The sequence below is a fragment of the Novosphingobium profundi genome (assembly GCF_018491765.1).
Taxonomy (GTDB): Bacteria; Pseudomonadota; Alphaproteobacteria; order Sphingomonadales; family Sphingomonadaceae; genus Novosphingobium; species Novosphingobium profundi.
Genome location: NZ_JABWCU010000001.1, coordinates 286,306 through 301,375, shown reverse-complemented (window position 1 = coordinate 301,375; position 15,070 = coordinate 286,306). Strand labels below are relative to the sequence as shown.

Below are 15,070 nucleotides of genomic sequence, written 5' to 3'. Positions count from 1 at the left end.
TTTTGCTGCTTTCAGCCACAGCGCTTATCCCCCTTCCCAGATTTCTTGACAATCCGCGCCAGGTGCGGCGCGCCAGCGATCAAAAGTGAGAGCACCAGGCGCGCGAATGGGCGCCACTGGGGCGGGATCATGTCCGCGATCGCCATGATGTCGCGCGCCGGCATGTTCATCAGCGCGAAGGCCAGCACCCCGGCCAACCAACTCAGCCGCACCGATGCCCAGCGCCACGAGTTGCGCCAGTCCTCGACCAGATGAATACGGAAAAAGTTCATCATTTGGCTCCTGCCGCGTGAAAAGCCTCGAGCTTGTTGAGGCGCCGGTTGATCTCTTCGAACTGGCTGCTCTGGTTGTCTGACTGGCTCACCATCCGCTCATCCATGCGGGCCAGGGTCATCTGCATGTCGTTGACCGTGGAGACCAACCAGAAGGCCAGAGCGGAGATGCCGGCAGTAAGAAGGGCCGAGACGACGCCAGCGGCCCACTTGAGACTTGGGGGAATTTCCTGCCTCCGCAGTTCGGGGTGCTCAGCCGTAAAGCGCGCGATAACTGCCTCTGCCGCCTGCTCGGCCGCTCGGCGCATCTGGATCGTTCCACCCTCGCTCACGCCAGTGCCCGCCGCAGGATCTGATAGCTGACGAGGCACGTGGCCGAAGCCGGATCGATAGCCGCCGCAGTCGGGTTGGTAAGCACCACCTTCCCCGCGCCAGCGGCATCACAGTATGCATCGGCCACGATCAAGCCGCCTAATCCCCCGGTCTTGTTGAACGCCGTGATCGCCGTAGAGCCCACGATCGCGCCCGGCATCGTGACCGTGACAGTCACCGACCCGCCAGCGGCGACGTTGGCGATGTCGATGGTCTGCGAATACGTCATCGCAACCACGTTGCCGGGCCGGGTGTATTTCGTCGCGGCCGTGGCCACCCGCACGAGGTGATCCGGGCTCGTATTGTCCCCGCCCAAATTCACCTGCTGGCGCAAGGCCACCTTTGCCCTGAGCTTGAGCACCTTGTCGGGCGTCAGCCCACCCGCTGCCAGCGTCACGATGCGCCACTTGAGATAGGTCGTGCGCATCTCCCAGAAGTCGCGCGTGTTGTCGGCGGTATTCCCCTGCGCGATCCGAAAGGCACACCAGGACCCTGGCGTAATCCCGGTGAACGTCCGGAAATTATAAGGGATGTTGGTTGCCCCAGCGCCGCGGCCGAGGAAGATATTGGTGATCTGCTCCGTGCCGGTCGCCCCGATCGTCACTCCGGCCGGCACCAACACCTCGGCGTCAACCAGGACGCCGGCAGGAAGCGCAACATCCTCGGTCAGTCCATCGGCCAACGGGAAGTCATATTCATACCACGCCGCGTTGTTGATGTCGTAATGCTCCACCACCTGGCCACCACTTGTGTCAGGCAAGCGGATCCAGTCGCGGACCTGCCACATGCGGATCTGGCGGGGCGTTCCGGCATAGGCTGCGTCCAGCCCACACACGGTGAAATCGCCCATGTACTTTGATGGCGTCGCCGCCCCACCCGGCGCGGTACCCAGGATCCAGCCTGATTTGCCACGAATGGTCATGTTCCGGTGGACCGTCGATCCTCCCGGATCGGCGCCGTCGACAAGGAATTGCCCCTGTGTCGCCCCGGCCGCCGCCTGCAGTGCACGCAGTTCATCCCGCGTCCAGGGCACAACGAACGTGCAGTTCTCCGTGATGATCTGGGCACGCCCCTCACCGCCAAGCCCCGCATAGCAGCCGACGAACTCCATATTGCGCACCAGGCCACCCCGGGCTTCCAGCAAGTTCAGCCCCCGGCCATCGCCCGTGACATTCTGGACCTGGGTGTATTCCACCCGGCCGCCCACGAACTCGGGGTTGATCGCATACTGCAAGGTGAAAGGGTTGGAGATGTTCTTCGACGTCAGGTTGATGAAGCGCCCGCCAGCGGAGTAGACCAGGCGCATCGCCTGATTGAGCGTCGATGTCTCGGGCCGAAAGTGGATATCGCGGATCGTGATATCTTCGAAGGTCGGCACCACCCGAAAGAAGAAGTTGGTGTCGTTATTGGCATCGGACTGGATGAAATTGTAGTTGATCGGCTTGTTGAAGCGCAGGACGTTTCCCGTGATGTCCACGATCCGAACGTAGTCGATCCATTCGGGCTCGGCCGTGTCGCCTGTGGAAAGGAGCATGTCCCCAAGCTGGATCCAGCCCTTCGTCCCGATTTGCAGCCCGGTCGCATCCGCAACTGTGACCTCATACGATCCGTAGGCAACGTCGGCCGTCACCGCATAGTCGGTCTGCAACCCGAACTCGGTACCCACGTACCGCAGGCCCTTGTAGCCTTCCTTGATGTGCAGCGTCGCGCCGTTGCCGTTCAATTCCTTGAAGCCCGGATAAGGAATGATGCAAGGCTTGGGCGCAACGCCGGGATAGGCGTCATTCTGGGAAATGAAGTAATCGGACTGCGTCAGGCTGATCCTCGAGGTCCGGGGCACGCCCGAAGAAGCCGACCAGTCGAAGGCGCCCTGAATGGCGGCGCGACTGTCGAAACCCGATGATACGCTGCCAGACTTCGCACCGAAGGCGTCCACGTCAACCGCATCGGTATAGGCGCGCAGCCACGCACCATTCGCGCCTGTAGTGTCGGTCGCCGGAGCGACTACGTTACCCTGCTGCGCGTCCAGGTCGACGAGCGAACTGCGGTCCCCGGACGACCAGAGGAATAGCCCCTTGCGGCCTTCCTCGCCCAGCATGACACTCTGCCCTTCGCTCATGCCGGAAAGCCCCGCCATGATCGTGCGGGTCTCGGCGACGATGGCTTGCGTGCCATCATAGACATTTCCGATGCTAGTCACCTGTGGCGCACCGGTGGCCGGGTCCCAGGTAAACACCTTACCCTTGCGATCCGCCACCGTCGGAACTGTCACGATGCTTTCGCCCTCGGGGACCCGCACCGCCTTTGTGCCCAGGTCTGACAGCAGCATGTCGCGCTCTTGCGCGATCAGCGTCAGCCGATCCAGCGCACGCTCATGGCTTTCCGCCGGGAACCGATCGTCGTCCAGGTAATCGGTCGACTGGCGCATGGGCGTGACCCGCCGGATGCGAAGACGTTTCCCCGAAATCGTCGCCTTCAGCGTCACGCTACCGCCATCAACGCTGTCGCCGTCCGATGCCGTCCATTCGGTTTCCGGCGCCAGCACCGTCGTCGAACCGTCCTCGACACGCGCCACCTCCAGATCCGAAGGGTCGAGATAGCGAAATCGCGTCGCGAAGGTCAGCGTCACACCATCTTCGTCATACTGCGCCTGCGGAACCTTGACTGGCACGGTCATCGGCCGTCTCCTGCGATGTTGGAAAATTCAGGCGCGCGATCGGGCTGCGCATCACCCGGCGCCCACCAGTAATCGGTGCCCTGCTCATCGGCCCACTTGTCCATGCGGCGCCAGGCCTGCCGGTAGTGGGGATCGATCTCTTCCTGGATCTGGTCCGCCACGGCGCGGTCGAACGCGGTGCGCAGATACCAAAGCGTGCCGCCGGGGATCTGCGATCGCGCGAACTTCAGGGCCGCGCTGGCGTGGTTCTTGGACCAATAGATATTCGCGAGGGAGGCGAAATCGCCCAAGACAGGACCGGCAACTGTTCCAGCCAACCCACCACCGGCGCGACTTTCGGTCGACTTTACGAAGTCCCCGAAAATGCCGAAGCCCCCACCCTGGATGATGGCCTGGCTCCAGAAGCTGGCGTCCGGTCGGCCATCCTCAAAGGCGGCGCGCGGATCGCGCCCCGCAGCCACGTCCTTCAGCCACATGGCAAGCGCACCCATCGCCGTCGTGCCGATCAGCAGGCCGCCGGCGTATTTCAGGCGCTGCGCGCCCGCCAGCTGCATCGTTCGGGCGCCATGCTGAAGCATCAGCGAGATTCCGAATGACTTGAACAGGAACGCGCTCTTGATGATCTCGCCATGCCAGGTACCGCGCGGCGCCACCGAACTGATTGTCGCGCGCGTCGCAACGTCCGGAGTGGGCACCGCGAAATCAGCCTCGCGCGCCGCCATCTCCAGCAGGCGATCCCCCAGCGCGCGATCCTCCACGTTCTGCGGGAAAATCCAGTCCACCCCGCGATCGCTCTCCACCGGCGTCTTGCGAATGGCATCCCACGCGTCCGAGCCGATGCCGTAACGCTCGAGCATCGCCGAAAATCCCTTGTCGAGCTCGCTGAAGCGTTTGCCGCGCGCATCGGTCAACGCCCCCATCAACTGCATTCCATGCGCCCAGCGGCCCGCCTGCGTCCATCTGGAGAGACCTGAAACACGAAGGACGCCTTCGGCCAGACGGCGCGATACCTCTCCGGTCAGTTCTTCACCCAGATATCGCCCCTGCGCGGCGGTGCGCTGGCTCCACTCGTCCGCGATCAGTCCCAGGCGAACGGCCAGCTTCTGGTCCTCGATCGAGCCGGGTCGAAACAGCTTCACGTAATCGCCCAGCATGCGCACCACGGGCAGACCGTTGAATGCCCGTGTCGTCGCACCAAAGGCCAGGTCCGTGACGGCCGAAAGCATCGCCCCACCCAGCTTCGCGGCCGTCTGCAGGCTCCGGATTGTCGAAAATACTAAGGCCAGCTCGCGGTTCTCCGGACGCTGGCTCGCTCCCGTGATCTCGTTGATCAGCCGGTCCATTTGCCGCGTGGCCCGATAGGCCGCATCGGGCGCCTTGCTGCTGGCCGCGCCATCCTCGGCCGCCGACTTGGTGATCACGTCTTTCAGCCAGCCCAGCGTCGCACTGGGGTTCGGCCCCAGGATCTCCAGCATGGCGATGTCACGCGCCATGCCATCGATGTGCCCCATCATCGCATCGAACGCCGTCGCCGCCCCGAACCGGGACTGGTATTCCATCCAGTCGTCCGCGCCCTTGAATACCAGGAAGCGGCTCTCCGCCCGGCGGTTCGCCAGGATCGATTGCCCCTGCACGCCCGGGTCACGCTTGCTCCACCCGTCAGATCGGATCCGGTCGAACGTCTCGCGAAGCATCGCCTCGAATTCGTCATCGTTCAGCGGGCGCCCGGTCTCCACGTCCAGGATCCGTCCCCGGTCAAGCCGATCGGCGATCGCTGCGCGCCAGGCATCGAAGCCCGCTTCGCGCACCAGGCGCGGATCGTGGTACTGGGGCAGGCCCCAGTCTTCCAGCTTGCCGATGTCGCCGCCCGCCGCATTGAAGCGCTGGCGCAGCATCTCCGCCGTCTGGCGCCAGGCATCGGCCATCTCGCGCGCGGCCAGGCTGCTCGAGGATCCCGGCTTGAACAGCTCGCGCACCAGCTCGGCCAGTTCCGCCGGCTTGCGAACCCGCCCCAGCAGGTTCGCCGAATGGCGCGCCAGGATCTCGTTCATCAGGCCATGCGAACGGCCGCGAATGGCCCGCATCCGGCCATCCACATTCGAATAGCGCGCGCGATCGCTCGCCGCCAGGAAGGCCGGCCCCGCGCGCGGATCGATCGGCGCCCCTGCCTGGCCGCCACCATCGAAGCTTGCCATATCGGCCAGGATCCGGGTCCGCGTCTGCACAGCCAGGCCGGCGATGTACTTCTTGCGATTAAGCTGCGCCTTCAGGCTGGCGATCGTGCGTTCGCTTGCCAGCGAAGCCGCCGCCATCATCGGCATGTCGCGCTGCAGCCCGGAAAGGTGCCGCCCATAAAGACGATCGGCTTCGGCCGCTTGCCCCTGCGGGATCTTCCCTTCCGCGATCAGCCCCGCCACGCAAACAGAGATACTCATGCCCCACCTCCCATCGGTCCGGGACGCAGGCAGCTCTCGATCGTGGATATCGCATCCTCGTCGGCGCGCAGCTCCGCCTCGATGTCGGCCAGCGTGCGCTCACCTTTCCCGTCGCCCAGATCGAAACTCAGTTGCTCGGGCATGCCGCGCGCCGCCTGCTCCAACTCGCGGTTCGACTGTTCCACCGCTTTGGGATCGATCTCGCGCAGCGCGGCATCCAGCTCGTCGATCGCGGCCTCGCTCTCGCGCACCATGTCCTGCCCGGCCTGAATGTCGTGCCACACCGTATCGGCGGCCTGCGCCACACCCTGCCCGCGCGGATCATCGAACGCCGCGCCAGCCTCGGCATCGTGCACCACCGGCCCGGCAAGCCCTTCGGCCTCCATCTCGTCGGCATGCGCCGGCGATCCTGCCCGCTCACGCGCACGGCCGATCTCGATGCGTTCGCGCGCACCGGCTTCCATCGTGCCCAGTTCACGCAGCCGCGCCGTGATGTCGGCCTCACTCAGCGGATCGAGGCCGATCTCGCCCGCGCGCTTGCGATAGGCTGCATTGGCGCTGTCCGCATCGGCGCCATCGGGCATCAACCGCTGGCGCTCCTGCCGCAGCTCCAGCACACGCGCGCGTTCACGCTCGACATGCGCAAGCACCGGATCTATATTGGCCTCGGCCCCGGCGTCGGTAGACCGGCCGTCTGGCGCATCATTCGAACCACGGCGGGTAGTCAGGTTCGACGGGGCCTTTTCCTCCCTTCGAAACGCAGTCAGCAGCCAACGCTGATCCTTGCCCTCCCAATCCAGGCGCACGATGGCCTTGTGGTCGGCGCTCTCCAGCGTGATGCGGTTGTTGCCGCTGCGCTCCGGGTTCACCTCCATTTCGTCCAGCAGGCGCGGCAGGTCCTCCAGCACCTCGGGATGGAACTTCACCAGCTTGGACAGGCCGAAACCATCGCTCTTACCGGTTCCCGGCACACCCCACTTCACGTCGATCGCGCCCACTTCGGGATGAAACAGTGCGCCCTTCACCTCGCCGCCCTGATCGGCGATCAGCTGATCGCGCGCTTCGATCCAGGTCGACGTCCGGGAGGCAAGCGGATCTCCACCCAGCGCCTCGGCATCCAGCTCGCCTTGTGTCCGGCGCCACTCCGCCTCGCTGCGGAACTGCGCTCGGTCGAGCTCGGGCATCTCGACGGCCGGCCTCTGCGCATCCAGCGCCTCGGGCCGCGCCGGCAAGCCGGCTTCGTCAAACGCCGGCGCATCGATCCGCGCATCGCCGGCCATCCCGGTCCGCCGCTGGAAATTGGCAACGTAGGCGCGCGTCTCGGCCGGCAGGAAGCTCGCCCATTCGCCCGGTACACCCGCACGCCGTGCGCGCGCCATGGCGCCGCGCACACCGGTTCCGCGCCGCGCGCTGCCCGGCCCTGCATTGTAAGCAGCCGCCGCCTTGACCGGGTCGCCGTCGAACTGGCGCAGCATCTCGCGATAGTACGCCTGGCCCAGCGCCTCGTTGTAGGCCGGATCGCTGCGATACTTCGCATCGCTCCATTCCAGCCCAGCAAGGCGCGCGGCCTCGGGCGCTGTCGCCGGCATCACTTGCGCGGGCCCGATCGCGCCGGCAGGCGAAGTCCGGAACGATCCATCCCGGTTGGTGCCGCCCTCGATGCCCAGCACCGCGCGCCAGGCCGTATCGAAGTCAGGCTGCAGACCGGCGGGCATCAGCGCGCGGGCGGGAGGCATGGCAGCCACCCGGGCTGGCTCGGGCCAGCGCGCCATAGCGGAAATCGTGTCGTCGATCCGCTGCGCGTGCGCTTCCAGGTTCTCCAGGCTGCGCACGAACGGGTTGCGGGCATCCACGTCAAGGCCGCGATCCAGGACATGCAGCGCAGCCGCCTCGTCGGGCGTGATCGCCTCGCGCGGCTTGGCGAAGCGCAAGGCCAGCGCGGCCTTGGCTTCCATCGGGATGGCGTCGATTGCCTTGCCTCCCGCGATACCAAGCCCTTTGAGCCCCGCGCCGCCCGCTCCGGCAAGTCCGATGTACCAGGCGGCCTCGCGCGCGGTCAGTTCGCCGCCTTGCTGTCCACGCTCGAGGGCGAGCAACGGCGTCTCCAGCGTTTGCACGCCTGCCTGCACGGCGCCCTCACTCAGGATCTTCATCGCGGCCGACTTTCCGAACCCGCCCAGGGGCAGGGTCGCCACGTTGATCGGATCACTGAAGGCCCCCACCAGGCCGCCCGCCAGGTTGCCCAGCCACCCCTGCCGCGCCATGCGCGCTCCGCGATCGGCGGTGCCCGTCTGAAACCGCTTCTGCAGCTTCGCATCATAGTCGGCGCGATCACGGGCGAAGTCCGTCAACGCATCAGGACGCATGCGCCGAAGTTCGGCCAGGTCGCGCCAGAACTGAGCTTCGTTCGCGCGCGGCACACCCACCGGCTCACCACGGGGAATGAACTGATACCGGCTCATCGACTGACCATTCAGTTCGGTCATCGCCGCCGCAGCCGTCAGGATATCGGCGTTGCGCGTTTCCTGCGCGCGACCTGGCACGTCCCACCAGGCCTGCGCGGCCGAGGCTTTCGTCGCGTCCCAGTCGAAATCGCTCCACGCCACCGGGGGCCGCGTGTCTGCCTGCCCCTGCGGGTTGGCGCGCGCCGCATCGAATTCGAAAGTGTCGGCAACGCTCATCGTGGGTCGACCCCAAGCGTGAACGGTTTGCCCTGATCGTTCATGATCTGGCGATCACCAACGAACCACTGGTAGCGGTTGCCACCGATCGCCACCGGCGTCGCATTGCGCAGGTTCGCCGGGCTCCCGTCCGGATTGACCGGCTTGGCCCCACTCTTCCCGCTCAGGTAGCGGCTCACCGCGCCATCGAAATCACGCTGCCGCACCCCTCCGGGGAGCAGATACATCCGCCCCGCCCACCAGCCCACGCCGCCACGCTTCTCGGCACCCTCTCCGGTCGACCCCAGCGCCACGTCCAGCGCGCGTGCCAGCATGCCGCCAGTCATCTGCTCGCTCAACTCACCGCGAAGCTCCAGTCCGCGCGCGGCGATGCTCTCGGCAACCTCCATGATCCCGTTTTTCTGGGCCGACGGCATGTTGCGCATCATCCGCGCAAAGCCGGACCGCAGGCCAGCAATCTGCTCCTTCTCGTCATCGTCCACGGGCTTCAGGATGGCGCCGTTCGCCTTCCGCGCCGCCTTTCCATCCAGCGCCTGCCGCTGGGCGATGGGATCAAGCGGAACGACCGCCGCTGCGAAATCATCCTTAGGCAGTGCCTGGCGCACAGCCTGCATCGCCGTCCGCCCGGAAAAGCCGGCGTGCAGCGAGCCCAGCACCTCGCGATAACCCTTGTCGGTCTGCGCCTGCTCACCCAGCGCCTGCGCCTCGGCACCGCTCAGCGGCTTCATGCTGCCATAGGCGCCAACTGCCTTGCGCATCCATGTCTCGCGCGCCTGCAGTTCCGCCGGGGACCAGTCGGCAATCGCCGGCGGCGCCATGCCGTCGGGTGCGCTCGCCGCCGCGAACGCCACCGGATCGTTGTTGAACTGGCTATCCAGCGATCCTTTCTTGTCGGTCAGCCACTTCAGCTCGGCCTGCTCGTTCTCGCTGCGCTGCCCCGCCGGCTTTCCCTTCAGGGCCAGCAAGCGCTGCTCGCGCGCCAACGGCGGCATCGCCCCCCAGGTGCGCGCGAACTCGCTATCGCGCGCCAGGCCCTGTAGCTCGGCAGCGGTGGAGGTATCGCCCATCGCCTGGGCCGCAGCGATCGCCTGGGGGATCTGCCCCGAAACGTCGATCCCCTGCGATGCCTTTTCCTTGAGGGTGGAGATCTCTTCGCGCGCGGCTGCCTTCTGCACGTTGGCGGCATGCTCGGCCGCCGCATCCGCCCGCCGGATCTCGACCTCAGAGCCATTGCGCAGCTGCTCGACCTGCTCGGGGCCTAGGAACTCGTCGAACACCCCCTTGTCCAGCAGTTGCAACGCCCCGGCCGGGTTGGTGTCGTTCAAATGGCCGATGTAGGCGATCGTCAAACGCTGCTCGCCCTCGCGCGCCAGGTTCTGTTTCTGCGCCGGCGTCAGGCCCTGCAAACCATCGACATAGCCGTACCAGTCGCCCAGTTCGCCCGTCCAGGTCTGGGCATCGCCCACGCGCCGCACCCGGTTCGCCGCCAGGTCCTGCGTCTGCTGGGCATCGCTTCGCACTTTCGCCACGCGCTGGCCCGCCGCGAACTCGCTCTCCTGCCCCGCCAGGCGCACGCGGTATTCGTCCAGCTGCTGCTCGGCGCGCCGCCGCACGCCCTCTTCCGTGATCCCCGAAAGCAGGCCATCGCGTGCGGCCTGGTCGGCCTGCTCGGCCTGCTGCACGTGCTCACCATAATCGGGACGGGTCGGGTTCGTCCGCAGCTGCTCCACGATCCCGTCCATGTTCTGGCGGTGTAGGGCGAAGCGATGCGCAAAGTCGCTCGTCTCCTGGTCAGCCACCTGCTGGCGATCCAGCTGGTACGCACGCAACTCGCGCCGATGCGCCTCATCGCCGGCCTGCGCCAGCTGCCTGCCAAACCCCGCACCGAACGCCTCGGCATTCGGAGCCGGCGCAACCTGCGCCGCCTGCGGCAGGATACGGCTTTCGTAACCGGCCATCAGGCTACTCTGCCCGCAGTCGTGCCGCGCCGTGCCTGGGCCCAGTCGTCACGCATCCCCGCCAATGCGCTGCCCGCTCCGAACACGCCCTCCAACAGCGACCACTGCCCCTGCGACCGCGCATTGCGGCCTTCGGTGCGAATAGCGCTGGCCTTCGCCGCAGCTTCGCGCCGCAGCGTCATCGCGTCGAGCTCGGCATTGATCTGGCTTTCCGTCAGCGCATCCAGCGCCGAACCGGATCCGCCCTGCATGCCGTTCGCGAATGACTGCGCGACCTGCTCGCCCATCGCCTTGCGCGCCTGGTGCCGCACGCGCAGCTCCTGCGCCGCCGCTGCGCTTTCCACTTCGCGCGCCTGCGCCCGGGCCTGCCGGTTCGCCGCGTTACCGGCGCGAAGTCCGCCAATGCCCTGGATCAACCGACCGGAGATGGCCATTTCAGGCGATTGCATCGCGCGTCTCCCACGGCAAGGGCGGCAGGATCCGCTCCATCAGCATGTAGGTTTCATCGCCCGCGCCGTATCGCCGCAGGACATGCGCTGGCGTGAAGCCCAGGCGCACCGCCCAGCGGCATTCGGCTGTGGGCGCCAGCATCGCCAGCGAAACCAGGTGCCCGCTGTCGAGGCCGGGCGATCGCGCCAGCAGGCCTTCCACGTCCACGCAGCGAACGAACGTCTCGATCCGGCGCAGCGGACATGCCGCCAGCTTCTCACGCACGAACCGGGTCAGCCGCAAATGCGCGCGACCCAGGCCTTGCGCCAGCATCGCCCAGGCCACGCCATGCTGCCCGGCAAACAGCTCGCTCACCCCGAAACAGGCAATCGGCTCGCTGCCGCGCCGCACCGCCCAGGCCTGGGGCATCGCCGCCAACGCCTCCGCCTCAGCCGGTGTGATCGTGCCATCGGCGCCCAGGAACAGCCGCTGCGATGGCTGGCGCTTCAGGCGCAGCAGATCGTCGGGCGACATCCGGGAAAGAGTGATCGGCTCAGACATCGCTGCCATCCATCTCGATCCGCATGAGTGCGGCGTTGACGATGGCCGGAAGCGGATCTTCACTCACCAGCTGCAGGCGGCCGTCGCGCGTGATAGAGCCGTCAACCTGTGCGCCGAAATCGCCGGACTGCAGGGCCGCTGGTTGCCCCATCGGCGTATCCGCCGGGCGCAGGATCAGGTTTTCCAGCAGGCGCCCCAGCTGCCCGCCCTTCAGGGCGAATGCCTCCAGGACGCGGAACATCACTTTCACGATGCGAAAGCGCAGGCCGATGCTCGGCCCGGCGTCGGTTGTGACGCTCGGTCGCAGCAAGGTTGCCGTCGCGGTATAGGGATGGCCCGCAATGAGGGTATAGGCCTCGTCCGGTACCTGGGCCGCCGGCAGGCTGAAACTGCCGTCGCTCGCCACCGCGATATTGTGGATCACCGCACCGCCCGCCAGCGCGACGATCGTCTGGCCCGCCCAGGGCGTTGCACCGGTGAAGTCGGTTTGCCCGGCGGTCGCCTCGAAGCGCGTACCGCCGTCGACGTAAAAGCTTTCGGCCTGGTCATCGCCCAGCTCGCGCCAGGGCATCTGGCGCCAGATCTCCTTGCGCACTTCCCCATCGCCGCCGGTCCGCTCGATCAGCGCCCACAGCTCGTCGGTCTTGCCGTCCTCGCCCACCACCGAAACGATCGACTTGGCCTGCGCCCCACCGCCCAGTACCGTGCGCGCGAAGCCCTTTACCTCGCCTCGGCTATCAGGATGCACAACCAACTGGCCATCGCCACGCAGTGCATAGGCCAAGCCATAGGGGATGCGCTGATAGGCCATCTGCAGGATGCCGCCCTTGGTCACGCTGCGCGCGGCCGCCGTCAGGTCGTTGGGGACATAGCGATCCGTCGCCAGGTCATATCCGGCCGCACGCAACCGACGCCCACCACGCTCCACGAAGATCGTGCTGATCCCGATCTGCAAGGGCGTCACCTGCTCGCTGCCGTAGAAGCTCTGCACTTCGGACTGGATGTTCTCGCCCGAAAGCGCTTCCTGAGTATTGAGCTGACCCACCATCAGCTCGCGGCTCGCCGTCCCGATCAGCAACTTGCGATCGGCCGTCGCCCACAGCACGGGATCCTCGGTCGCCAGGGTACGGCGAAAGCCCAGGTCCACCGCCGTGACGCCCGAACTGTCCAGCGTCTGGAAGTTCACCTTGCCCGCGCCGAAGTCACCCGCGACGCTGGCATAGATGTCAAATTCCTTCAGGTGGATCTGGCGCCCGTTCCAATGCAGCACGATCGAGGGATAGCCACGCTTTGGCGAGAACGCCCCGAACGCCCAGTGATAGCTGGCCACGCTCGTCAGCCCGCCCGGCAGGCGGCGCTTCACCGTGCCGGTCACTTCCGTTGCGCTGGTGAAGCCGGTAATTTCCACGATGCCATAGCGATCGTACAGGTAGTTCCACTTGACCCCGTACTGGTCGGCATAGCCGTCAGGCTTGCCCTTTTGCGATCCGTCCCACTCGGCCCCCTCGTCATGGGTCGGCACGATCGCACCGGTCGTGCCCGCCGTCAGCGCCTGGTAGGCCTTGCCGTCCGAACGCATGATTTCACCGATCGAAATATTCGCAACGCCCGTGTCCCAGGCCTTGATGTCGGAAAAATCCTTGGCCTCGATGCGGAACAGCCCGCCCACGTCACCGGCCTCGAACAGATCATCGCTCGCGGTAATCGTCACCACCCCGCCCAGCGTCAGCGTGCCGGCAACGGTCACCGTCTGGTTCTCGTCGGTGTTCTCGTCCAGAAACGGCCCATTGCTCAGGACGCTCGTCTCATGGACGAAGGTCACCGCATCGCTGCGCACCAGCGAACCGGGCCAGTAATCGGGGTGATCGATGTAGAGCCGGTCATAGCTCTGCTGGATGGATAGGGTCGAAACCGCGTCTGCGGGATAGGGTGTTGCCACTTCATAGGGCTCGCCCGTTCCTTCCACCACAATCTGCGCACCATTGGTGTAGAAGCGGGCCTTCTCCTCGCCCCATTCGATCACGTATTCCTGCGTGATCGAATAGCGAAAGGCCCCCAGCCAGGTTGCACTATCGTCGGCATCGCCGATCATCTCGAAGCCCGGGCGTTTGACTAATGGCCCCTCGTTCACCGGGACAAAGTTCTCGCAGGTCTCCAGGCCATAGCGATAGGGCTCACTGTCGATCCGAGCCCCCAGCAGGGGATCAACCTCGCCGGCGATGAACGCCACCTGGGAAACGCGATAGCCAGCCATCAGGACATTTCCCAACCCGGGCGCGCACCATAGACGTCATCACCCCAGCGCGCCTCGATCCAGCTGCTCTCTTCCTGCTCGATCGGCGGGTTTTCGCGTACGTCATGCCGCTTGGCCGCACTCAGCGCGTCCTTGTATGCGCTTTGCGCATCCGTCTTGCTGAAGGCCGACCCTGCGATCTTGGTGCCGCAGGTCCACGCCAGGCGCCAGGAGAAGGCATCGGCAAAGCTCTCGTCCCACTCCGCCGCCTCGGTCACGTCAACGGCATAGCGCACGTAAAGCGGCCCGCTCACATTGGCCAGGACGGCCTTGTTCTCGACCTGGTAACAGCTGCCCACCTCGCGGCTCAGCACCTCGATCAGGCGCAGCGCGCCGGCAGGTAGCGGGAACCGCTTCGCCCAGGGATAGATCGTGCCCGCGTCCACGCCCGCCTCGGCCGGCAGCCCCGCGCGGCGCGATGCAAAGTTCCAGTCGCCATCGCGGATCGTTGCACGCCGCTGTAACTGCCAGGCCTCGCGCAGCGTCCGCGCCACGAAACTTTCGTCCTGCAAGCTCAGGATACGGCTTTCCGCCCCGATATGGATCAGGGCGTTGTTCGCGATGACGGTTTCGTGCGACACGGGCCCGGCGCGCCTCCCGTCAGGCGTTCACGGGCCAGACGGCGGCGCTGATCGCGTGGCCCAGTTTCTCGACCAGCAAAAGCGCGTCGCCCTTGCTCATCTTGGTTGCGTCGATGTTCAGCGTCATCTGGTCACTCGCGGCTTCGGCCGCGCCGGCGCCAATGGTCACGTCGCCCTTGTCGCCGGCGCCCAGCTTGATCGTGAAGGATGCGGTGAAGGCCATGGGTGGATACTCCGGGATGAAGAAGGATCGGGGAGCGCCATCGGTGTCGACGCGGCGGCGCTCCCCATGGCGGGCCGGATTGCGCGCCCGGCCGCCAAAGGCTCACGGGGCCGTCAGGCCCCGCAAAGCTCGATTTCGAAGGTCAGAACGGTGGCCGCGGCAATCGCCGCAACGCCGATCGTCGCCCAGATTTCCTCGTCTTCGGTGGCCGGGCCATCGTCGAGGGTGGATGCCTTGGGGCCCAGTGCGGTCGGCACGTTCGTCGCGGTAAGCAGCGCGCCGTCAACGTACTTGTCGGCCGTGCTGTCGTTGCCCACGTCCACGGTCGCGGTGCCCAGCGAGGTATCGGTGCAAAGGCGAATGCCCACGATCGTCTCGCCCACGCGCTTCTTGCCCAGAAATACACGATCGGCGATGGCCCAGGCAACGCCCGTAACCTTGCTCGCCAGGATCGTGCGACGGTGCGCGCCCACCTGACGGCCATCGGCCCGGGCGGAGGGAACCTGGGTACCATCGGCCACGCCAACCTGCTGTGCCACATATCGGTCTGCCATGTGTTGTTACTCCCGAATTTCGAAATGGAAGATC

Annotated in this window: 12 protein-coding genes; all 12 read right to left on the bottom strand. The window is 66.1% G+C overall.

All coding sequences use genetic code 11. The features are described 5' to 3' along the window. Positions 1-11: 11 nt before the first annotated feature. On the bottom strand, positions 12-275 hold the full coding sequence (locus HT136_RS01465; protein ID WP_214197004.1) for a DUF7940 domain-containing protein: 264 nt from the start codon (positions 273-275) through the stop codon (positions 12-14). Continuing rightward, positions 272-604 (bottom strand): hypothetical protein, encoded by a 333-nt coding sequence (locus tag HT136_RS01460; RefSeq protein WP_343222077.1) that lies wholly within the window; start codon positions 602-604, stop codon positions 272-274. The genes HT136_RS01465 and HT136_RS01460 overlap by 4 nt, the downstream gene beginning before the upstream one ends. Next, a complete protein-coding gene (locus HT136_RS01455) occupies positions 601-3,321 on the bottom strand; it encodes a hypothetical protein (protein WP_214197002.1) in 2,721 nt (906 codons plus the stop codon). Before HT136_RS01455 ends, HT136_RS01460 begins: the two co-directional genes overlap by 4 nt. Then, positions 3,318-5,756: a hypothetical protein gene (locus HT136_RS01450; protein WP_214197001.1), complete on the bottom strand. Its 2,439-nt coding sequence runs from the start codon at positions 5,754-5,756 to the stop codon at positions 3,318-3,320. The genes HT136_RS01455 and HT136_RS01450 overlap by 4 nt, the downstream gene beginning before the upstream one ends. Further along, positions 5,753-8,437 carry a transglycosylase SLT domain-containing protein gene (locus tag HT136_RS01445; RefSeq protein WP_214196999.1) on the bottom strand — a complete coding sequence of 895 codons (2,685 nt, stop codon included), beginning with the start codon at positions 8,435-8,437 and terminating at the stop codon, positions 5,753-5,755. The genes HT136_RS01450 and HT136_RS01445 overlap by 4 nt, the downstream gene beginning before the upstream one ends. Beyond that, on the bottom strand, positions 8,434-10,395 hold the full coding sequence (locus HT136_RS01440) for a hypothetical protein (RefSeq protein ID WP_214196996.1): 1,962 nt from the start codon (positions 10,393-10,395) through the stop codon (positions 8,434-8,436). Before HT136_RS01440 ends, HT136_RS01445 begins: the two co-directional genes overlap by 4 nt. Then, positions 10,395-10,844 (bottom strand): hypothetical protein, encoded by a 450-nt coding sequence (locus HT136_RS01435; RefSeq protein WP_214196994.1) that lies wholly within the window; start codon positions 10,842-10,844, stop codon positions 10,395-10,397. Before HT136_RS01435 ends, HT136_RS01440 begins: the two co-directional genes overlap by 1 nt. After that, positions 10,831-11,385 carry a hypothetical protein gene (locus tag HT136_RS01430; RefSeq protein WP_214196993.1) on the bottom strand — a complete coding sequence of 185 codons (555 nt, stop codon included), beginning with the start codon at positions 11,383-11,385 and terminating at the stop codon, positions 10,831-10,833. The genes HT136_RS01435 and HT136_RS01430 overlap by 14 nt, the downstream gene beginning before the upstream one ends. Beyond that, positions 11,378-13,639, bottom strand: coding sequence for a phage tail protein (locus tag HT136_RS01425; RefSeq protein WP_214196991.1), 2,262 nt, complete (start codon positions 13,637-13,639; stop codon positions 11,378-11,380). Before HT136_RS01425 ends, HT136_RS01430 begins: the two co-directional genes overlap by 8 nt. Then, positions 13,639-14,259, bottom strand: a complete 621-nt coding sequence (locus tag HT136_RS01420; protein WP_214196989.1) for a phage connector family protein — start codon at positions 14,257-14,259, stop codon at positions 13,639-13,641. Before HT136_RS01420 ends, HT136_RS01425 begins: the two co-directional genes overlap by 1 nt. A gap of 19 nt (positions 14,260-14,278) precedes the next feature. Further along, a complete protein-coding gene (locus HT136_RS01415; protein ID WP_214196988.1) occupies positions 14,279-14,482 on the bottom strand; it encodes a hypothetical protein in 204 nt (67 codons plus the stop codon). Positions 14,483-14,595: 113 nt separating this feature from the next. Next, positions 14,596-15,036, bottom strand: coding sequence for a hypothetical protein (locus tag HT136_RS01410; RefSeq protein ID WP_214196986.1), 441 nt, complete (start codon positions 15,034-15,036; stop codon positions 14,596-14,598). Positions 15,037-15,070: the final 34 nt, after the last annotated feature.